General features: G+C 46.7%; 14 protein-coding genes. 5 read left to right on the top strand and 9 right to left on the bottom strand.

All coding sequences use genetic code 11. From position 1 onward, the window contains the following. Positions 1-36: 36 nt before the first annotated feature. The 5 genes from CUR83_RS10610 to hutU form a co-directional block, all read right to left on the bottom strand. A complete protein-coding gene (locus CUR83_RS10610; RefSeq protein WP_010201036.1) occupies positions 37-399 on the bottom strand; it encodes a roadblock/LC7 domain-containing protein in 363 nt (120 codons plus the stop codon). Positions 400-642: 243 nt separating this feature from the next. Continuing rightward, positions 643-1,968 carry an imidazolonepropionase gene (gene hutI, locus CUR83_RS10605; protein ID WP_284719616.1) on the bottom strand — a complete coding sequence of 442 codons (1,326 nt, stop codon included), beginning with the start codon at positions 1,966-1,968 and terminating at the stop codon, positions 643-645. Positions 1,969-2,024: 56 nt separating this feature from the next. Continuing rightward, entirely contained in the window at positions 2,025-3,056 is a 1,032-nt protein-coding gene (gene hutG / locus CUR83_RS10600; RefSeq protein ID WP_284719842.1) for a formimidoylglutamase, read from the bottom strand. A 42-nt stretch (positions 3,057-3,098) separates the two neighbouring features. Beyond that, positions 3,099-4,661, bottom strand: a complete 1,563-nt coding sequence (gene hutH, locus CUR83_RS10595; protein ID WP_284719615.1) for a histidine ammonia-lyase — start codon at positions 4,659-4,661, stop codon at positions 3,099-3,101. 63 nt (positions 4,662-4,724) lie between these two features. Further along, the gene (hutU, locus tag CUR83_RS10590; protein ID WP_284719614.1) at positions 4,725-6,437 is read right to left on the bottom strand and encodes a urocanate hydratase; all 1,713 of its coding nucleotides are present in this window, start codon (positions 6,435-6,437) and stop codon (positions 4,725-4,727) included. A gap of 296 nt (positions 6,438-6,733) precedes the next feature. On the opposite strand from hutU, the gene CUR83_RS10585 reads away from it, so the two are divergent. From CUR83_RS10585 to CUR83_RS10570, 4 genes are all read left to right on the top strand, one after another. Continuing rightward, on the top strand, positions 6,734-7,477 hold the full coding sequence (locus CUR83_RS10585) for a histidine utilization transcriptional repressor HutC (RefSeq protein ID WP_223333253.1): 744 nt from the start codon (positions 6,734-6,736) through the stop codon (positions 7,475-7,477). Between the two features lie 342 nt (positions 7,478-7,819). Continuing rightward, positions 7,820-8,656, top strand: coding sequence for an amino acid ABC transporter substrate-binding protein (locus tag CUR83_RS10580; protein ID WP_277077548.1), 837 nt, complete (start codon positions 7,820-7,822; stop codon positions 8,654-8,656). Further along, on the top strand, positions 8,656-9,393 hold the full coding sequence (locus CUR83_RS10575; protein ID WP_284719613.1) for an amino acid ABC transporter permease: 738 nt from the start codon (positions 8,656-8,658) through the stop codon (positions 9,391-9,393). Before CUR83_RS10580 ends, CUR83_RS10575 begins: the two co-directional genes overlap by 1 nt. 59 nt (positions 9,394-9,452) lie before the next feature. Continuing rightward, positions 9,453-10,196 carry an amino acid ABC transporter ATP-binding protein gene (locus CUR83_RS10570; protein ID WP_071002166.1) on the top strand — a complete coding sequence of 248 codons (744 nt, stop codon included), beginning with the start codon at positions 9,453-9,455 and terminating at the stop codon, positions 10,194-10,196. 222 nt (positions 10,197-10,418) lie between these two features. Here CUR83_RS10570 and CUR83_RS10565 read toward each other — a convergent pair whose 3' ends face one another. The 4 genes from CUR83_RS10565 to CUR83_RS10550 form a co-directional block, all read right to left on the bottom strand. After that, on the bottom strand, positions 10,419-11,372 hold the full coding sequence (locus tag CUR83_RS10565) for a DMT family transporter (RefSeq protein WP_071002165.1): 954 nt from the start codon (positions 11,370-11,372) through the stop codon (positions 10,419-10,421). Between the two features lie 222 nt (positions 11,373-11,594). Beyond that, entirely contained in the window at positions 11,595-12,242 is a 648-nt protein-coding gene (locus tag CUR83_RS10560) for an anthranilate synthase component II (RefSeq protein ID WP_284719612.1), read from the bottom strand. A gap of 71 nt (positions 12,243-12,313) precedes the next feature. Continuing rightward, positions 12,314-13,732 (bottom strand): anthranilate synthase component I family protein, encoded by a 1,419-nt coding sequence (locus CUR83_RS10555; protein WP_252962605.1) that lies wholly within the window; start codon positions 13,730-13,732, stop codon positions 12,314-12,316. A gap of 87 nt (positions 13,733-13,819) precedes the next feature. Next, on the bottom strand, positions 13,820-14,095 hold the full coding sequence (locus CUR83_RS10550; RefSeq protein WP_093070521.1) for a Trp family transcriptional regulator: 276 nt from the start codon (positions 14,093-14,095) through the stop codon (positions 13,820-13,822). 514 nt (positions 14,096-14,609) lie between these two features. Between CUR83_RS10550 and CUR83_RS10545 the strand changes: the two genes are divergently transcribed. Beyond that, positions 14,610-16,697, top strand: coding sequence for a TonB-dependent receptor domain-containing protein (locus CUR83_RS10545; RefSeq protein WP_093070519.1), 2,088 nt, complete (start codon positions 14,610-14,612; stop codon positions 16,695-16,697). Positions 16,698-16,727: the final 30 nt, after the last annotated feature.

Below are 16,727 nucleotides of genomic sequence, written 5' to 3'. Positions count from 1 at the left end.
TACATAGGGCACTCGTCAAAAAGCCAAAGCCACCAATCAAATGAGTTTTGCTAGGGCTTCTGAGGCGCGCTTGATGTCCAAGAATATCAAACCAAGCTTGGCATTGGGTTTTGCCATGATAGTGAGTACCGCTTCATCGCCTGATGAGGTCATAATCACATAGCCTTTTTCGCCTTGAATCATGATGCGATCGATACTACCGCGTGCCAATTCGCGGCCTGCACGGTCGCCTAATGATAGCAGTGCTGCTGACATCGCACCCACGCGATCTTCATCAACGCCAGTTGGTAGAGCTGAGGCAATCATCAGACCATCGTTAGAGATTAGGGCAGATGCTTCAACATCTGCTGATGAGCTGTTTAAGTCTTCCAATATCTGTTGAAATGAGTCTGTACGCATATCGCTTTCTCTATACTGTGTGGTAATTTTTATTTATGAACTATAGTTAGCCAAAAATAACCCTGTTTAAAAAAGGGTATTATAAATCCTTACTAAAAATATTGATATAGTAAATCCCTATTTAAACTAAGGTTATGATAAATTTTTTCTGCTATTTCATAAAACTTGTAACGTAACGACCAAAAAGCCCCCATCATTCAATGATAGGGGCTTTTTTAGTGACGATAAATCAAGGCGTATTCGTTAAGCTTTATCACGCCATTGACCTTGAAACATAGTGCCTGCAATAGGGTTCAGTCCCATCTGATAGGCCAAATCAGCAGGGCGGGCGATATCCCATAGTGCTAAATCAGCATCACAGCCCACTTCTATTTTGCCTTTATTAGATAGACCCAAAGCTTTGGCTGCATAAACGGTTGATCCTGCCAATACTTCTTCAGGCGTGAGGTAAAACAGCGTACAGCCCATATTCATTGCCAACAACAGCGATGTCAAAGGTGATGTACCAGGGTTACAATCGGTTGAAATCGCCATAGGAACTTGATGCTTGCGCAGTGCCTCAATCGGTGGCAGCTTGGTGTCACGCAAGGTATAAAACGCTCCGGGCAATATCACCGCAACCGTGTTGCTAGCAGCCATTTTCTCTATGTCAGTTTCTGATAGGTGCTCTAGATGGTCGCTAGATAGCCCTTTGTATTCGGCAACTAAAGCGCTACCGCCGATGTCAGATAACTGCTCAGCGTGTAGTTTGACCGGCAGGTCTAAGGAGCGTGCAACCTCAAAAACGCGTCTGATTTGATCGCTACTAAACGCAATGTTTTCACAAAAGCCATCGACTGCATCAACCAAGCCTTCTGCATGCAGAATGGGCAGCCACTCGCAGACTTGCTCGATATAGTCGTCCGCACGGTCCTGCATATGAGACTTATATTCAGGTGGTAAGGCGTGCGCTGCAAGATACGTGGTGCTGACGTGGATGTCGTATTTTTCGCCAAGCTGGCGTGCGACGGTAAGCATTTTGCGCTCAGTATCTAAGTCAAGACCATAACCTGATTTGATCTCGATGCTGGTGACGCCTTCTTTCATCAGCGCGACTAGGCGCTTTTCACTTTGGGTAAATAGCGTCTCAATACTGGCGGCGCGGGTGGCACTCACGGTTGCGACAATACCGCCGCCTTGTGCAGCGATGTCTTGGTAACTGGCCCCTTGCAAACGCGCTTCGAATTCATTGCTGCGGTTGCCACCGTAGACAATGTGCGTATGACAATCGATAAGCCCAGGCATTAGCCATTTGCCATTGGCGTCTGTAACCTGATTGTCTTGATAATGTGGCAGATGCGTCGTGATTTGCTCTTGTGCCCCAATCCATGCAATCTTGCCGTCTTTAATACCGATAGCCGCGTTCTCTAACTGACCATATGGGATACTACGAGCGTCTTCATTCTTATCGTTATTAAAACCATAGTGCGCTGAAAACGTCGCAATATTGGCATTGATAATAAGGTGGTCAAATGAGGTCATAGTAGATTCGTCGAGCGTCTGCTCTTTAAAATTTTCTGATTCATTCATAGTATGCTCCTAATAATTGGGAGGCGAGTAACCTGTTAAGACCTTTTTTGTAAGAGCTATCTGACAAGTAAGTGCTGTTCTACAATCGTTGCCAGCAGTCGAGCAGCGACTTTGCAGCTACGACTATCCACATCAAAGGTCGGGTTGATCTCAGCAATATCTGCCATTTTTACTTTGCCTGATGACACAATCAGCTTGACCATACGCTCAACAAAACCAAGCTCAATACCAAAAGCAGCAGGCGCACTGACACCCGGAACGACACTAGAGGGGAGACAGTCCATATCAATAGTGAGATAAATAATATCAACCTGATCTATGAAGCTTTTGACCTGCTCGGTAATGGTGTCCCAAGGCTTATAATGACAGTCTTCATCACTAATAACCTGTACACCCAGTTGCTCAGCGCGATCAAAGAGCGCGGCGGTATTAGAAAAGCGACTGACGCCAATACAGCAATAATGAAAGGGCTGATCGTGTGCGTCAAGATGCTCGGCAATCTGGCGAAACGGTGTACCAGAAGTCGCCACATCAGACTGACGAATATCAAGATGGGCATCGAAATTAATAATCCCGATAGTAGGCGCTGTGTTTGTGCTGATAGTTGTATCGTTTGCCTTTTCTAAGGCCTGCCATAATCCCAAAAAGCTACCATAAGCAATGGCATGACCACCGCCAAGCCCGATGGGTAATCCACCTTGCTTGACGATAGTGCTCACTGCATCGGCATATTTGATCTGAGCTTGCTCAAGAATACTGTCGGCAAAGCCATCATTGTCATCACAATGAATATCGCCAGCATCACCCAATAAGGTTGATAATTGACTATCAAAACGTTGTTGCAAATCAGCGATGACTGGCAGCGTAGCAAAAGCTTGACGAATCAATGGCGGGGCAGCTCTAGCACCCACGCGGCCTTGATTGCGTCTGACGCCTTGATCACAGGCAAAGCCAATTAGCCCAATATGTTGAGCCTCATAAGGCTGAGCAAGCTGATACCAATAACGGGCGCGTGCAGTCTCAAACGGCTCTGCGCGTCCTGTCCACTGAGTCATATCAGCAGGTGTATGGCTAATGGGTGTGGTCATGTTTGTGACTGCCATCATGGCTCTCCTTTTACCAGCCAATGCTTATTTAGACTCGTACCAGTTTTGACGTAGTTCTTGCCAATGCTCAGCAAGTGTACCGTCTAGTACTAACTGCTTGGCCGCTTCGATATCAGGGGCGAGGTAGCGATCTTTATCATAGAACGTCACTTTTTCACGTAGTTTTTGATGTGCCACAGTCAACGGCTCTGATGTCTCGAGTCCTCGATGAAAATCAATACCTTGACCAGCGGCCAATAGCTCAATACCTATGATAGTCGCAGTGTTTTGCGCCATCTCATATAGGCGGCGTGCGCAATAGGTAGCCATTGAGACGTGATCTTCTTGGTTGGCAGAAGTCGGGATGCTATCGACGCTGCCTGGATGGGCGATAGATTTGTTTTCTGAAGCCAGTGCTGCTGCGGTTACATGAGCAATCATAAAGCCTGAGTTGACCCCAGCGTTATCGACTAGGAATGGTGGCAGACCACCTGACAAAGTTGCATCGATCAGCAAAGCGACACGGCGCTCAGACATCGAGCCAATCTCAGCGATTGCCAATGCTAAAATATCCGCGGCAAAAGCGACTGGCTCAGCATGGAAGTTACCACCTGATATGGCGACCGGACCATCTTCATTATTAAAGATAAGCGGATTGTCTGTTACCGCATTAGATTCGATGAGCAGCGTTTTCCCTGCTTGGTTGATGATATCAAGACAAGCACCCATGACCTGTGGCTGGCAACGTAAGCAATAAGGGTCTTGAACGCGATCATCTTGTTCACCATCGTGCGAGGCGCGGATAGCACTGCCTTTGATCAGTTGACGGTGTGCTTTGGCGATCTCTATTTGACCATGATGACCGCGTACTTCGTGAATACGCGCATCAAATGGTGAATCTGAGCCTTTGGCGGCATCAATTGACAGTGAGCCGACGATAGTAGCAGTCTCAAGTAAATCACGCGCTAAGAAATAACCACGTAATGCTAGCGCAGTTGAGACTTGCGTACCGTTGATAAGCGCAAGGCCTTCTTTGGCTGCCAATGTGATTGGCTCAAGTCCATGCTTTGCTAGGGCATCAGCAGCTGGCACTTTTTTACCAGCGACAAACACATCACCTTCACCCATCATCGCAAGTGTCATATGTGATAGTGGCGCTAAGTCACCAGAGGCACCAACTGAGCCTTTGGCTGGGATATTTGGGGTGATTTGATTGTTGATTAAACCAAGTAAACTATCTACCACCTCGCGACGTACGCCAGACACACCTTGTGCTAGGCTAGCAACTTTCATCACCATAATCAGGCGCACCACGCTCTCTGGTAGCGCATCACCTGTACCTACCGAGTGAGAAATGATTAGGTTACGCTGTAGCAGCTCAAGCTGGTCATCACTGATGCGGGTTTTGGCAAGCAGACCAAAGCCGGTGTTAATGCCGTAGGCGCTCTTATCACGCTCAATAATGGTTTTGACATTGTTATGCGAGGCGTCAATCGCCTCATACGCACTCTCAGGCAAGCTCAATACCACGGGCTGATCGTAGATGTCGCGTAGCATCTCAAAGCTAAGCTGGCGTGGGTGTAGGGTAAGTTGTTTGATGTTGCTCATAAGGGTAATCCTAGTTGCATAGTCATATAAGTGTTTGTTTTTATAATATTAAGGTAGTTCAAACTATTTGATCATTGGCAGATTTAAACCATAATCTTTCGCTGTCTTAATCGCCAACTCATAACCTGCATCGGCATGACGCATAACGCCTGAACCGCAGTCATTGACCAATACGCGTGACAAGCGTTTGGCTGCGGCATCTGTACCGTCCGCCACGATGACCATGCCTGAATGCTGCGAGTAGCCCATGCCGACACCGCCGCCATGATGTAGTGATACCCACGTTGCGCCGCCTGCGACATTGAGCATGCCGTTTAATAGTGCCCAGTCAGATACCGCATCTGAGCCGTCTTTCATGCTTTCGGTCTCGCGGTTGGGGCTGGCGACCGAGCCCGTGTCGAGGTGGTCACGACCGATAACGATTGGGCCTTTTAGCTCACCGTTTTTGACCATCTCATTAAATGCCAAACCTGCTTTGTCACGCTCGCCCAGACCCAACCAGCAGATACGTGCAGGCAAGCCTTGGAACTGAATACGCTCTTTTGCCATATCGAGCCAGCGATGGACGTGGGTGTTTTCTGGGAACAGCTCTTTGATTTTTTGATCGGTCTTATAGATGTCTTCTGGATCACCTGAGAGCGCCACCCAGCGGAATGGGCCTTTGCCTTGGCAAAACAGCGGACGAATATAAGCAGGGACAAAACCGGGGAAATTAAAGGCATCCTCAACCCCTTCATCAAACGCCACCTGGCGGATATTATTACCGTAATCGGTCGCTGGAATATCCATCGCTTGCAAGTCTAAAATCGCTTGGACGTGTACGGCACAAGATTGAGCAGCGGCTTTGGTGAGAGCTGCATGTTGCTCTGGATCTTCTTGAGCGGACCTCCATTCTTCAACAGTCCAGCCGCTTGGTAGATAGCCATTGATCAGGTCGTGCGCTGAGGTTTGATCGGTCACCAAATCAGGTTTGATGTCTCCTTCACGAGCGCGCTTAACGATTTCAGGCAAGATATCTGCAGCGTTACCAAGTAGCGCGATAGAGATCGCCTCGCCTGCTTTGGTATGCTGCTCAATCAATTCATAAGCATGGTCGAGATCGCGCGCTTGCTTATCGACATAACCCGTGCGCAAACGGAAATCGATGCTTGATTGCTGGCATTCGATGTTCAATGAGGTTGCGCCTGCAAAGGTTGCGGCTAGTGGCTGCGCACCGCCCATACCGCCAAGACCTGCGGTCAAAATCCAACGACCCGCCCAGCTGCCATTATAGTGCTGACGACCTGCTTCGACAAAAGTCTCGTATGTACCTTGGACAATGCCTTGCGTACCGATATAAATCCAGCTACCTGCCGTCATCTGACCGTACATAAATAAGTCTTTGCGATCGAGCTCATTGAAGTGCTCCCATGTCGCCCAGCGTGGTACTAGGTTAGAGTTGGCAATCAATACGCGCGGTGCGTTCTCATGAGTTTGAAACACGCCCACAGGCTTGCCTGATTGTACGAGTAAGGTTTCGTCATCTTCTAATTCTTTGAGCGACTCTAGGATTTGATCATAGCTCTCCCAGTTACGCGCGGCGCGTCCAATACCACCGTATACCACAAGGCTTTTTGGGTTTTCTGCTACATCAGGATGTAGGTTGTTTTGCAGCATGCGATACGGCGCTTCGGTCAGCCAGCTTTTACAGTGCAACGTGCTGCCAGTAGGGGCGGCGATATCGCGAGACTCATCACGGCGGGTAAGTTTTTTGTTGGTTCCGTTTTCAGTAGTCATGGTCATATCCTTGTGGTAGCTCATAGGGCGATAAAATAATAAGAGTAAGTGTTTTATAGGCAGTCTATAAAGGCATCGAAATATAGAGTAGCTAGATCAAGATTTTTAGAATTGCTATAAATTGTATATACAAATTATCAAAGATGCTTTTTTCATGCAAGGATTTTTGATAAAAATTAGAATTAATGAAAAAAAGAGCATAACTGATAGAATGATATGAATAAAAGTTCGCATGATTGTCGTGATATTATGGCGCTACTCTTATTTATTAGCGGAACTGACGGTTTAAAACAAATATGACAAAAACGATTCCGGCGTATCAGCGGATTAAAAATGCGATATTAGACAATATTCACTCTGGCAAATGGCAAGCGGGCAGTGCGATCTCTACAGAAATGGCACTGGCGACAGAGTTTGGTGTCTCACGGATGACGGTGAATCGCGCGCTCAAAGAGCTAAGCGAAGAGCGTGTATTGGAGCGGCGTCAAGGCTCAGGAACCTTTGTCGCGCAGCAGAAATTCAACCATACCTTTGTAGAAGTGCGTAATATCGCAGAGGATCTCAAATCTGCCAATCGCGATTATGAAGCAAAAGTGGTGAGTAAGCGCGCGGTGACTGCTGCTATGCTCGATGATGAGTTGCGCCGTAAGTTTGGTATTGATGAAATGGCTACCGTGACTCATACAGACGCTAGTGATACGCCCGTTTTATACGAGGTGAAAATCATTCACGTTGCAGATGGTCAGCCCATACAATTCGAAGAGCGCTGGGTTGATGCCAAAAAAGTGCCACATTTTATTGATCAGGATTTTACCGTGGTTAATACCAGTGATTATCTGGTTGCCAAAATACCGCTAGAGAGTGGCAGCTACACCATACGTGCGCTTGCAGCACCAAACGAGGTGGCAGATGCGTTGCAGATTGCGCCGCAGTCGCCGACATTGGTATTGCGTCGCCAGACTTATTCAGCTGGTCAAGTCGTCACCTTTGTCAAGATGTGGCATGCAGGAGATCGCTATCAATTCTCGGGTGAGTTGTAGTTTTGCGCTAATGGCGGTCATTACCTGACGCACGCTCACGGAGTTTGTACGCTTTTTTATCTAAAGTAAGATATTATATTTATGAGCAGCGATTGATCCAGTAGCAACTATGAACGTCTGATCGGCTGCCTATTGAATGATCATACGCTATAAAAATTCGAAAATAACAGGGTCGCAGCATTGAAAAATATGCTGACTAACCTCAAATCGAGCAACCAAAGCCGAATGTTGCAGGGCGATTATTATATTGCCCTCTTGTATCGGCTTTTCCCTATTTATTGGCGCTAACTGTTTTCATGTAAACCCTTTTATCTCATTTATCTACTTTTATAAGGACGTCTTATGAAACGTCGTACTCTTTTAGCCCTTGCTGCTAGTACTGTTTTGCTTGCCGCTTGTGGTCAGTCTAATACTAATGAAGCTGACACTACTGCCACTGACACTGCGTCAACAGGCGGTTCTGATTTGCTGCAACGTATCAATAACGGCGGCACGATTAACGTCGGTACAGAGGGTACGTACCCTCCATTTACCTATCATGATGAGAGTGGCAAGCTGACAGGTTATGACGTCGAAGTGACTCGCGCAGTCGCGGACAAACTGGGCGTTGATGTTGAGTTTAAAGAGACTCAGTGGGATGCGATGCTAGCAGGTTTGGATTCAAAACGCTTTGATATGGTAGCCAACCAAGTCAGCTTAACGACGCCTGAGCGTCAAGCCAAATATGACAAATCCATGGCTTATAGCTGGTCAGGCGCGGTTGCATTGGCACCGACTGATGACAACCGTTATAGCTCTTGGGATGACCTAAAAGGCTTACGTACGGCTCAATCACTCAGCAGTAACTACGGCGAGCTGGCAGAAAAATACGGCGCAGAAATCGTCCCTGTCGATGGTATGGCGCAAGCGATTCAATTGGTGAAGCAAGACCGCGCTGACTTTACAATGAATGACAATCTAGCCGTGCTTGATTATCTCAAAAAATTCCCAGATTCTGATCTTGAGATCAAACTGACAGCCCCACCAAGTGAACAAACAGGCTCAGGTCTCGTGCTTATCAAAGGCAACGATGAAGTGGTGGCAAAATTGGATGAAGCAATGGCCGCACTCGCTGCTGATGGTACACTCACCAAACTTAGCGAAGAGTTCTTTGGTGCTGATGTAAGTCAGCAGAAGTAATGTTGGCTTCTATCACGTCTGTGCTTGCTGACTTATTGGCATTATTGCCATTTATGAGTCCTGATCGAGCACAGATTGTCATCTCGTCGTTTTGGCCAATGCTCAAAGGCGGTATCTATTATTCGATACCGCTGGCATTGATCTCGTTTTCTATCGGTATGGCCATTGCCTTGACCGTCGCATTGATTCGAATCGTACCGCGTACTGGTTGGTTCCATGAGATTATTTATCGTTTGGCCCGTATCTATGTATCCGCGATTCGGGGTACACCGATGCTGGTGCAGCTATTTATTATTTTCTACGGCTTACCAAGTGTAGGCGTTAAGCTCGATCCGTTTCCTTCAGCGATCATTGCATTCTCGCTCAACATTGGTGCGTATGCATCAGAGACGGTGCGCGCCTCGATTTTGTCGATTCCAAAAGGGCAATGGGAAGCGGGTTCAACGGTTGGCTTGACGTATTTACAGACTTTCCGTCATGTGATTTTACCGCAAGCGCTGCGCGTGTCAGTGCCGCCATTATCTAATACCTTCATCAGTCTAGTAAAAGACACTTCACTTGCATCACTGGTATTGGTCACTGAGCTGTTTAAACAAGCGCAGATCATCACAGCTCGTAACTATGAATTTATGCTGGTGTATACCGAAGCAGCGATTATTTATTGGGGTATCTGTCTGTTCTTGACCTTTATCCAAGGCAAGCTTGAAACGCGCCTTGATCGTTATGTAGCAAAATAAGCTACGTAGTAAAATAAGTTATGGCTCAATAGACACGCCCTAGCACAACAGGAATTTTTATGATCAAAGTCACTAATATTCATAAAGCCTTTGGTGGCAATCAGGTGCTAAAAGGCATCGACTTGACCATCAATAAAGGTAAGGTGGTCGTCATATTAGGACCCTCAGGCTCGGGTAAAACCACGTTTTTGCGCTGTCTCAATGCGCTGGAGATTCCTGATAAAGGGGTCATTGCATTCGATGATGACAGCCTAAAAGTTGACTTTGCAACTAAGCCAAGCAAAAAAACGCTGCTCGCTTTGCAGCGCAAATCAGGCATGGTATTTCAGTCTTATAATTTGTTTCCGCACAAGACTGCGATCGAAAATCTCATGCTCGGTCCGATAGTGGTACAAGGTAAAAACAAGGCTGAGATGCGTAAAGACGCGCTGGTATTGCTTGAAAAAGTCGGACTGGCGGACAAAGCTGAGCTGTACCCGTTCCAGCTATCGGGTGGTCAGCAGCAGCGTATTGGCATCGCCCGTGCGCTGGCGATTGAGCCTGATCTGCTATTGTTTGATGAGCCAACGTCTGCACTAGATCCAGAGCTGGTACAAGATGTGCTTGAGACGATGAAGCAGTTGGCGTCAGAAGGCTGGACGATGGTGGTGGTCACTCACGAAATCAACTTTGCCCGTGATGTGGCAGATCACGTGGTCTTGATCGAAGACGGTGTCGTTGTCGAAGAGGGCAGCGCTAAGCAGCTGTTTGAAGACTCAACGCATCCGCGGACGCAGGCATTTTTGCAGCGTATCGAGCAGTAAGCGATTTATATCGTTGCAATATGTTTAGTTGGAAAGAAGCCCATTGAGGGCTTTTTTTGTGTGTATAATTTGAGTTTGACGGTTTGGGGTAAATTTTACGTAGCCTCTGTCAGCGGAGATACAGCAAGCGAGAAAAATACCTTTTAATAAAGTTTATCTATTGCGTCGTTTTTTTAATCTAGATTTAGTTATCGCGCCCTACCAGACAACCAAATAACAAGGCTAGACCGTTTGCCGTCTTTTAAGCCAGCGAGGGACGCGCGTGGTCGTGCCATTAACCACTGCATTTAACAACGCCGCCAGCAAAATCAGTGTCACGCCCAGATATTGAATCCAAGACAGAGCTTGATGTAGCAGTATCATTGCCAGCGCAATCGCCGTCAACGGCTCAAAAATCGTAAACACAGATGCACGCGAGGCAGGCAATTTCTCCAGCGCTTTCATATACAGGCCAAAGGGCACGACAGTACCCAAGAGCGACAGCCCTAACACATAGCCCCAAGTCAGTAGTGGTAACGACATTAGCTGCTCATAGGTGTGATACGTTTCGGGTAGTAGTAGCAGCCCGCCCGCGCTGATGATCACAGAGGTAAAAAACACCAAAGGAGCTGGATGCGCGTCATGCATCGCGCGCTTACCGAGCACGCCGTATAAGGAGTAGCACATCCCTGCTGCCAACCCGAGCAAAACACCCCAATTGACCTCTGCTTGCTCACCCAGCATCGTCAACCCAACCCCAAAAACCGCCATGAATGCCAGCGCGATAGATTTTCGCGTGACGGACTCACTGAGCAAAAACTTTGAGAATAGCAGGCTAAACACAGGCGCGGTATACAGCAAAGCCACCGCAGGGCCCGCGCCAACATAACTGACAGCAAAAAAATAGCAGACGGACATCCCCAGTACACCAATCAAGGACTGAAGTGCCAAGCCAAACCACTGCTTGGGTCGTAGTTTGATCAGCTGTGGCCATAGGGTCGGTAACATGGCTAGCACAATCACTGCCGCTGTCACGATGCGTAATATCGTGACTTGCCAACCACTAAAGCCCATTTGATTGAGGTAGGTTGAGAATATTCCAAGCGTCCCCCAGCAGGTTGCCGCGGTAATGATTTGGACAATGCCTATCCATGACTGATGCGAGTGTATCGCCGCTGTACTGTCGATATTTGCCATAGTGGTTTCTTCTTACGATCTAAATGACATTGGGCTATTGCCAGAGCGCCTGTGATGTAAAAGCACCAAGCCATATTGCAATAAGAAAAGACAACCGGTTCAAGGGCTGTCTTTTGTTTGTTCTTTTAGTCTATCATTAAAAGATTATAAACTGCTACTAGGGCGTGGTCTAAATTCAATCGACTATTATTTAAAATGGAAGACGTGGCTGGATAGTAGCATTTACACCTGCAGTAAAAAGTTACTCAGCAACCGCTTAGCACCTTCAGTGGCAAAGGACTCAGGGTGAAATTGCACGCCTTGGATTGGGTATTCTTTGTGCTTTAGTCCCATAATCTCATCGCCCGTCAGCGCAGCTTCATCAAAGCTTGATGTCGCTCGCTCGTCATTGGCGACAACTGAGGTGATCGTTAGGCAGCTTGGGATGGTATCGGCTTTCACCACAAGTGAGTGATAGCGCATGATCTCAAGCGCTTGCGGCAAGCCCTGATAGATACCCTTACCATCATGGCGAATCGATGAGACCTTGCCATGCATCGGCACACTAGCGCGTATCACATCGCCGCCGAACACATGCGCGATACCTTGCATACCGAGGCACACGCCGAGTAGTGGCACAGTTTTGCCCAGTTTCTCGATGACCTCGCTACATATACCAAAATAGGCAGGATCATCAGGGGAGCCAGGGCCAGGTGAAATGATGATTCTATCCAGATTCATTGCTTCTACCTCTGCGAGGGTAATCTCATTATTGCGCTTCACGGTAACGCTGGTTTCTTTATCATCGCTCAAGGTTTGCAGAATCTCGCCCACATATTGGTACAGATTGAAGGTAAACGAGTCGTAGTTATCGATAATTAAAACATTCATGGTGTATAAACTCTTTTGTAAAAATATAACTGGGTAAAATAGTGTCAGCTGGCGATGATGCTTAGTATGAATTATGCTGTCATAAAGCTGTCGAGCACCACTTTCATTGCTGATAGTTTGCGCTGAATCTCCAAATACTCATCCGCTGGGTTTGAGTCATAGACGTTGCCGCCGCACGTCTGCGCGTAGGCTGACTCGCCGCTAATAAACAGGCTACGAATTGGAATGGCAAAGATGCAATCACCATTGAAGTTAAATGAACCCAGCGCGCCGCCATACGCGCCGCGACCATCTGGTTCAAGCTCGTTAATCACCTTAATAGCCTCTACCTTAGGAGCGCCTGATAACGTACCAGCGGGGAAGTTGCTGGCAAGGGCACTGAACATATCTTCGTCAGGGTGCAGGATGCCGACGATCTCAGAGGAAATATGCTGTACGTGCGAGAAGCGCTTGATGTCCATCAAACTACGCACTTTTACCGTGCCAAATCGCGCCACGCGGCCAATATCATTACGATGCAAGTCGACTAACATATTGTGCTCGGCAATTTCTTTATCATCGTTGAGTAGGGCGCGAGCAAGTTTGCGATCTTCTGCTACATCGACGCCACGCTTGGCAGTACCTGCGAGTGGGTAAGTTTCCATCTCGCCTTGACGCAAGCGAAACAGTAGCTCAGGGGAAGCGCCAATGATGCACTGCTGAGCAAATTTCATAAAATACATGTGCGGTGAAGGATTCACCGCGCGTAGTTTTTCATAAATCGGCATCTTGTCGCCAGTAATGCGATATTTGGACTTAAAGCCAACCTCACACTGAAAGATACGACCAGAGATGATGTCTTCTTTGACCTGCATCACTACCTTGGCATGCTCCTCTTGACTCATACCATCGCCCAAAAATTCAACGGTGGGCGCTTCGTAGCTGGGAACTGGCTCATCAAGTAGGGCTTTGATTTGCTCAATACGATTATTCTGTTGAGCGGTTGGATAATAAAAGTAGAAAATCTCACCCGTCATTTTATCGAGCGTCAATCCATCTAAATAGACACCGAATTTGAACGGCTCAAAGTCGTCACTGGCTTTGGCCGTCAGGCTTGGCTCAAAAAAATTGACGCAGTCATAACCCAAGTAGCCAACGAGACCACCACTTTGATCGCGCGCGATGACGTGTTGCGGCGTGATGGCGCGGAGCAATTGATAAGGATTTTCAGTTTGATAACGAGTCGTTTCAGCCGTTTTATTGTCCGTGATAGCGAGCGTATTACGGTCAATAGCAGCGATGGTGGTCACAGGATCAAAGCCGATGGCATGGTGGCGTGAGATGTGGCTTTCTTCACCCAATGATTCGAGCAAATAACAGGTGTCAAAAGCGCTCTCAATACGTTTGAATAATGCAAAAAAATCGATATCTTGCGTGAGCTTGATACGTTGTGGTTTGCTCGGGATATCGATAGGTGCAGGTTGGGTATGTATGGGCGTACTAGCAGTCATAATAAAGTCCAAAATGGTTCAAATATGTGTCAATCAACAATTAATAAAGTAATGAGGAAAAGGGTAAACGGTATTGGGATCGGTGGTTTAAGACCGTTCTCTATGAGTCGCAAGTAATGCACTCACATCATGGCTGTGCATGGCTCTAGCACCGCGAGAGACAGTAGCAATACCAACGCCTAGTTGCTCAGAGATGTCACGCTGCGTGATACCTCGATCAAGCAAGTCAAAGATACGAATGCGGTTAGCAATATCATGCTGCTCTTTATCTGTCAGCAGGGCACTGAGTAGCTTTTCAATCTCTGTGCTATCAGTACAGTTTGCCAGATGACTCAGTAAGCTGTGATAAGGGTCGGTACTCATAATTTATCGTCTTATAATCAGTCGTCTTAATCAAAAATAGCCAGGATAACCATGATATTTTTGGCTTGTATCAGCATTCTAGTACAGTAGTACAAGAAATACAAGTGATGAGCTAAGTTAATAGCAGGCTGCTATAGACGTGATGATAGAAGTGATGATTTTTAAGCTTTGTTTATATAGATTCAACTCGTGGCCAGCATCATATTCGATAGCATATTTATAGTTAGTACCAAGCGTTGCTGCGTTGTATTGCTACGTCCACCTGGCGTACTAAGTACTAGAATTGAGAATGTATGATATTAATTATTGCCAAATTGTTAATACTTAGTTATTATGCCTCTCATTATTTAAACGCTAATCATTATCATTAGTATTAATAGTGTTATTTGCACGACATGATTGAGTGTTTTTAAGGTAATGAATCTTCTGATAGGCGTTATTTTCAGGACTATTCGATGATAGGTTTTAAAAATAATTCTAATTTTTGACAGTAAATAAAGTGAGTAGATGTGTTATGCGCGAAGTAAAGTTATCTAGCAGATTGACTGTGCTATCTATGGGTGTAGCAGCGGCATTGTGTGCACAAGCTGCCAGTGCTGCAACGGCAGCAGATATGCCAAATACGACGTTGCAAACGATTACCGTGACAGCAAATAGCTCTGTCCGCGATAGTGTACAAGAAGACTCTGTCTATATAGATGACTATACGCCAGCAGCTCAAGCAAGCCATCTGAGCGATTTTCTGGACGTCGTACCGGGGGTAAGCGTAGGCGGTACCTCATCAGTCAACCAACGTATTCGTGTACGTGGTCTTGATGATACCAATCTAAAAGTAACGATTGATGGCGCACGTCAAGAAGGCGCGTTGTTCTACCATATGGGTGATGTCACGATTGATCCAGATCTGCTAAAACAAGCAGAGGTGTCAGTGGGCAATAACTCAGTGACGCTCGGTAATGATGCTATCGGCGGTGCGGTTGCTTTTGAGACAGTCGACGCGGCAGATTTACTTAAGCCTGGTCAAAAAGTAGGTGCTAAGCTGCATGCAGGCTACGGCAGCAACAATGATGAACTGCTAACCTCAGCTACTGTATATGGTGCGCCAACAGAAAATGTTGATTTACTGGCTTATTATGGCAAACGTGATGCTAATGCTGGTGAAGATGGTAAAGGCCGTAAAATCCAAACGGAAGATAGCGAAGGCGAAAACATCTTATTAAAAGCGGGTGCGTATGTCGGTAGTGATCATCATGTAGGCGCTAGCTTTAGCCGTACCGAAAACAAAGGTAAGTTCCCATTACGTCCAGATTTTCCTGCTGGTGGCTGGAACCCAATCATCCCGCAGGAAGTCAAACGCGATACCTATGCGCTTGACTACGCATACAGTCCTGCCAACCAGTTGGTCAATGTAGACGCCAATGTATATCAGACCAGCACGCAGATTTTGCGTAACTCTGATGGCGTACCTGGGTTTGAGTTTGATGCGGAAGTCAAAACCACAGGCGGCAAAATACAGAACACCAGTATCGTTGATAGCAATATTATCAATGGTTTGCCAGGGACTCATAAGTTAATCGCTGGGGTTGAGCATTACAAAAAAGAATCTGAGATGACACGTGATTTTGGCAAAGCGAGCACTGATGAGGCAACCAATACCTCAGTCTATCTAGAAGACCAATGGCAAATGGGTAAGCTTAGTTTAACGCCAGGCGTCCGTTATGACCGTTATGAATCTCCAGAGTACGTATCGGCTGGCAAGACTTACGACAATGTCGTTGGCGCATTGGCCGCCAGCTATGAGATTGCACCGCGTACCCAGCTATTTGCGAGCTATACGCAGTTATTTAATGGCCCAGATCTTAGCCAAACGATCTTTAATTCCGACGGTGTTGATACCTATGTGAACAATGACCTAAAAGCAGAAGAAGGTGACAATGCAGAAATCGGTATTGCGACAACGCTGCGTGGTTTGACCATGGCTGATGACTCTTTAAAACTGAGCGCTAAGTACTTTGAAACCAATATCGAAAACTATATTGAGTTCGTACGTGCAGGTGGCAGTAGAACTGGTATGAATTGTACCACTGGGCAACTAGGTACAAGTGCTGCCCCTGAAGCCTGCCAAGGTGTCATCAACAATGACGAAGATTTTAAGATCAAAGGCGTAGAGTTATCAGCTGATTATCGCGCAGATAATTTCAACATGGGTCTAAGCTATGCTCGTGCACGTAGCAAAGGCGAAGATACGGGTTACAATATCTCTTCTGTCAGCGGCAGTGGCTCAGAGTCTGGTGACAAGTACATGGTCAATCTTGGTTACGCTCCAACCAGCACCACCGAGCTTGGCTGGCGCAGTACTTATGTCGCCGATGTGACACCAAATACCGCCGGTGATGACAACGAAAAACCAGGCTATGACGTGCATGATATCTTTATGACTTATGCACCAACTCAAATCGAAGGTCTAAAGGCCACGCTAGGTGTCTACAATATCTTTGATGAGACTTATGCAAGTCATGCATCTCGCAACTCTATCGATGATGCCTATACTGATTTTGAGATGGGACGTAATATCAAAACGTCTTTAACGTATCAGTTCTAATATAGCTTATCTGGTTTGAGTCTAATCGTA

Source organism: Psychrobacter pocilloporae (genome assembly GCF_029872915.1).
In the GTDB taxonomy this organism is placed as follows: Bacteria; Pseudomonadota; Gammaproteobacteria; order Pseudomonadales; family Moraxellaceae; genus Psychrobacter; species Psychrobacter pacificensis.
This window is presented reverse-complemented; position numbering and strand designations above follow the sequence as displayed.

Coding starts and splice junctions, on each gene's coding strand:
- hutG (WP_284719842.1), bottom strand. CDS start 3,056: ATGACCACACCCATTAGCCATACACCTGCTGATATGACTCAGTGGACA.
- CUR83_RS10565 (WP_071002165.1), bottom strand. CDS start 11,372: ATGGCAAATATCGACAGTACAGCGGCGATACACTCGCATCAGTCATGG.
- CUR83_RS10610 (WP_010201036.1), bottom strand. CDS start 399: ATGCGTACAGACTCATTTCAACAGATATTGGAAGACTTAAACAGCTCA.
- CUR83_RS10570 (WP_071002166.1), top strand. CDS start 9,453: ATGATCAAAGTCACTAATATTCATAAAGCCTTTGGTGGCAATCAGGTG.
- hutI (WP_284719616.1), bottom strand. CDS start 1,968: ATGAATGAATCAGAAAATTTTAAAGAGCAGACGCTCGACGAATCTACT.
- CUR83_RS10575 (WP_284719613.1), top strand. CDS start 8,656: ATGTTGGCTTCTATCACGTCTGTGCTTGCTGACTTATTGGCATTATTG.
- hutU (WP_284719614.1), bottom strand. CDS start 6,437: ATGACTACTGAAAACGGAACCAACAAAAAACTTACCCGCCGTGATGAG.
- CUR83_RS10550 (WP_093070521.1), bottom strand. CDS start 14,095: ATGAGTACCGACCCTTATCACAGCTTACTGAGTCATCTGGCAAACTGT.
- CUR83_RS10560 (WP_284719612.1), bottom strand. CDS start 12,242: ATGAATGTTTTAATTATCGATAACTACGACTCGTTTACCTTCAATCTG.
- CUR83_RS10580 (WP_277077548.1), top strand. CDS start 7,820: ATGAAACGTCGTACTCTTTTAGCCCTTGCTGCTAGTACTGTTTTGCTT.
- CUR83_RS10545 (WP_093070519.1), top strand. CDS start 14,610: ATGCGCGAAGTAAAGTTATCTAGCAGATTGACTGTGCTATCTATGGGT.
- CUR83_RS10555 (WP_252962605.1), bottom strand. CDS start 13,732: ATGACTGCTAGTACGCCCATACATACCCAACCTGCACCTATCGATATC.
- CUR83_RS10585 (WP_223333253.1), top strand. CDS start 6,734: ATGACAAAAACGATTCCGGCGTATCAGCGGATTAAAAATGCGATATTA.
- hutH (WP_284719615.1), bottom strand. CDS start 4,661: ATGAGCAACATCAAACAACTTACCCTACACCCACGCCAGCTTAGCTTT.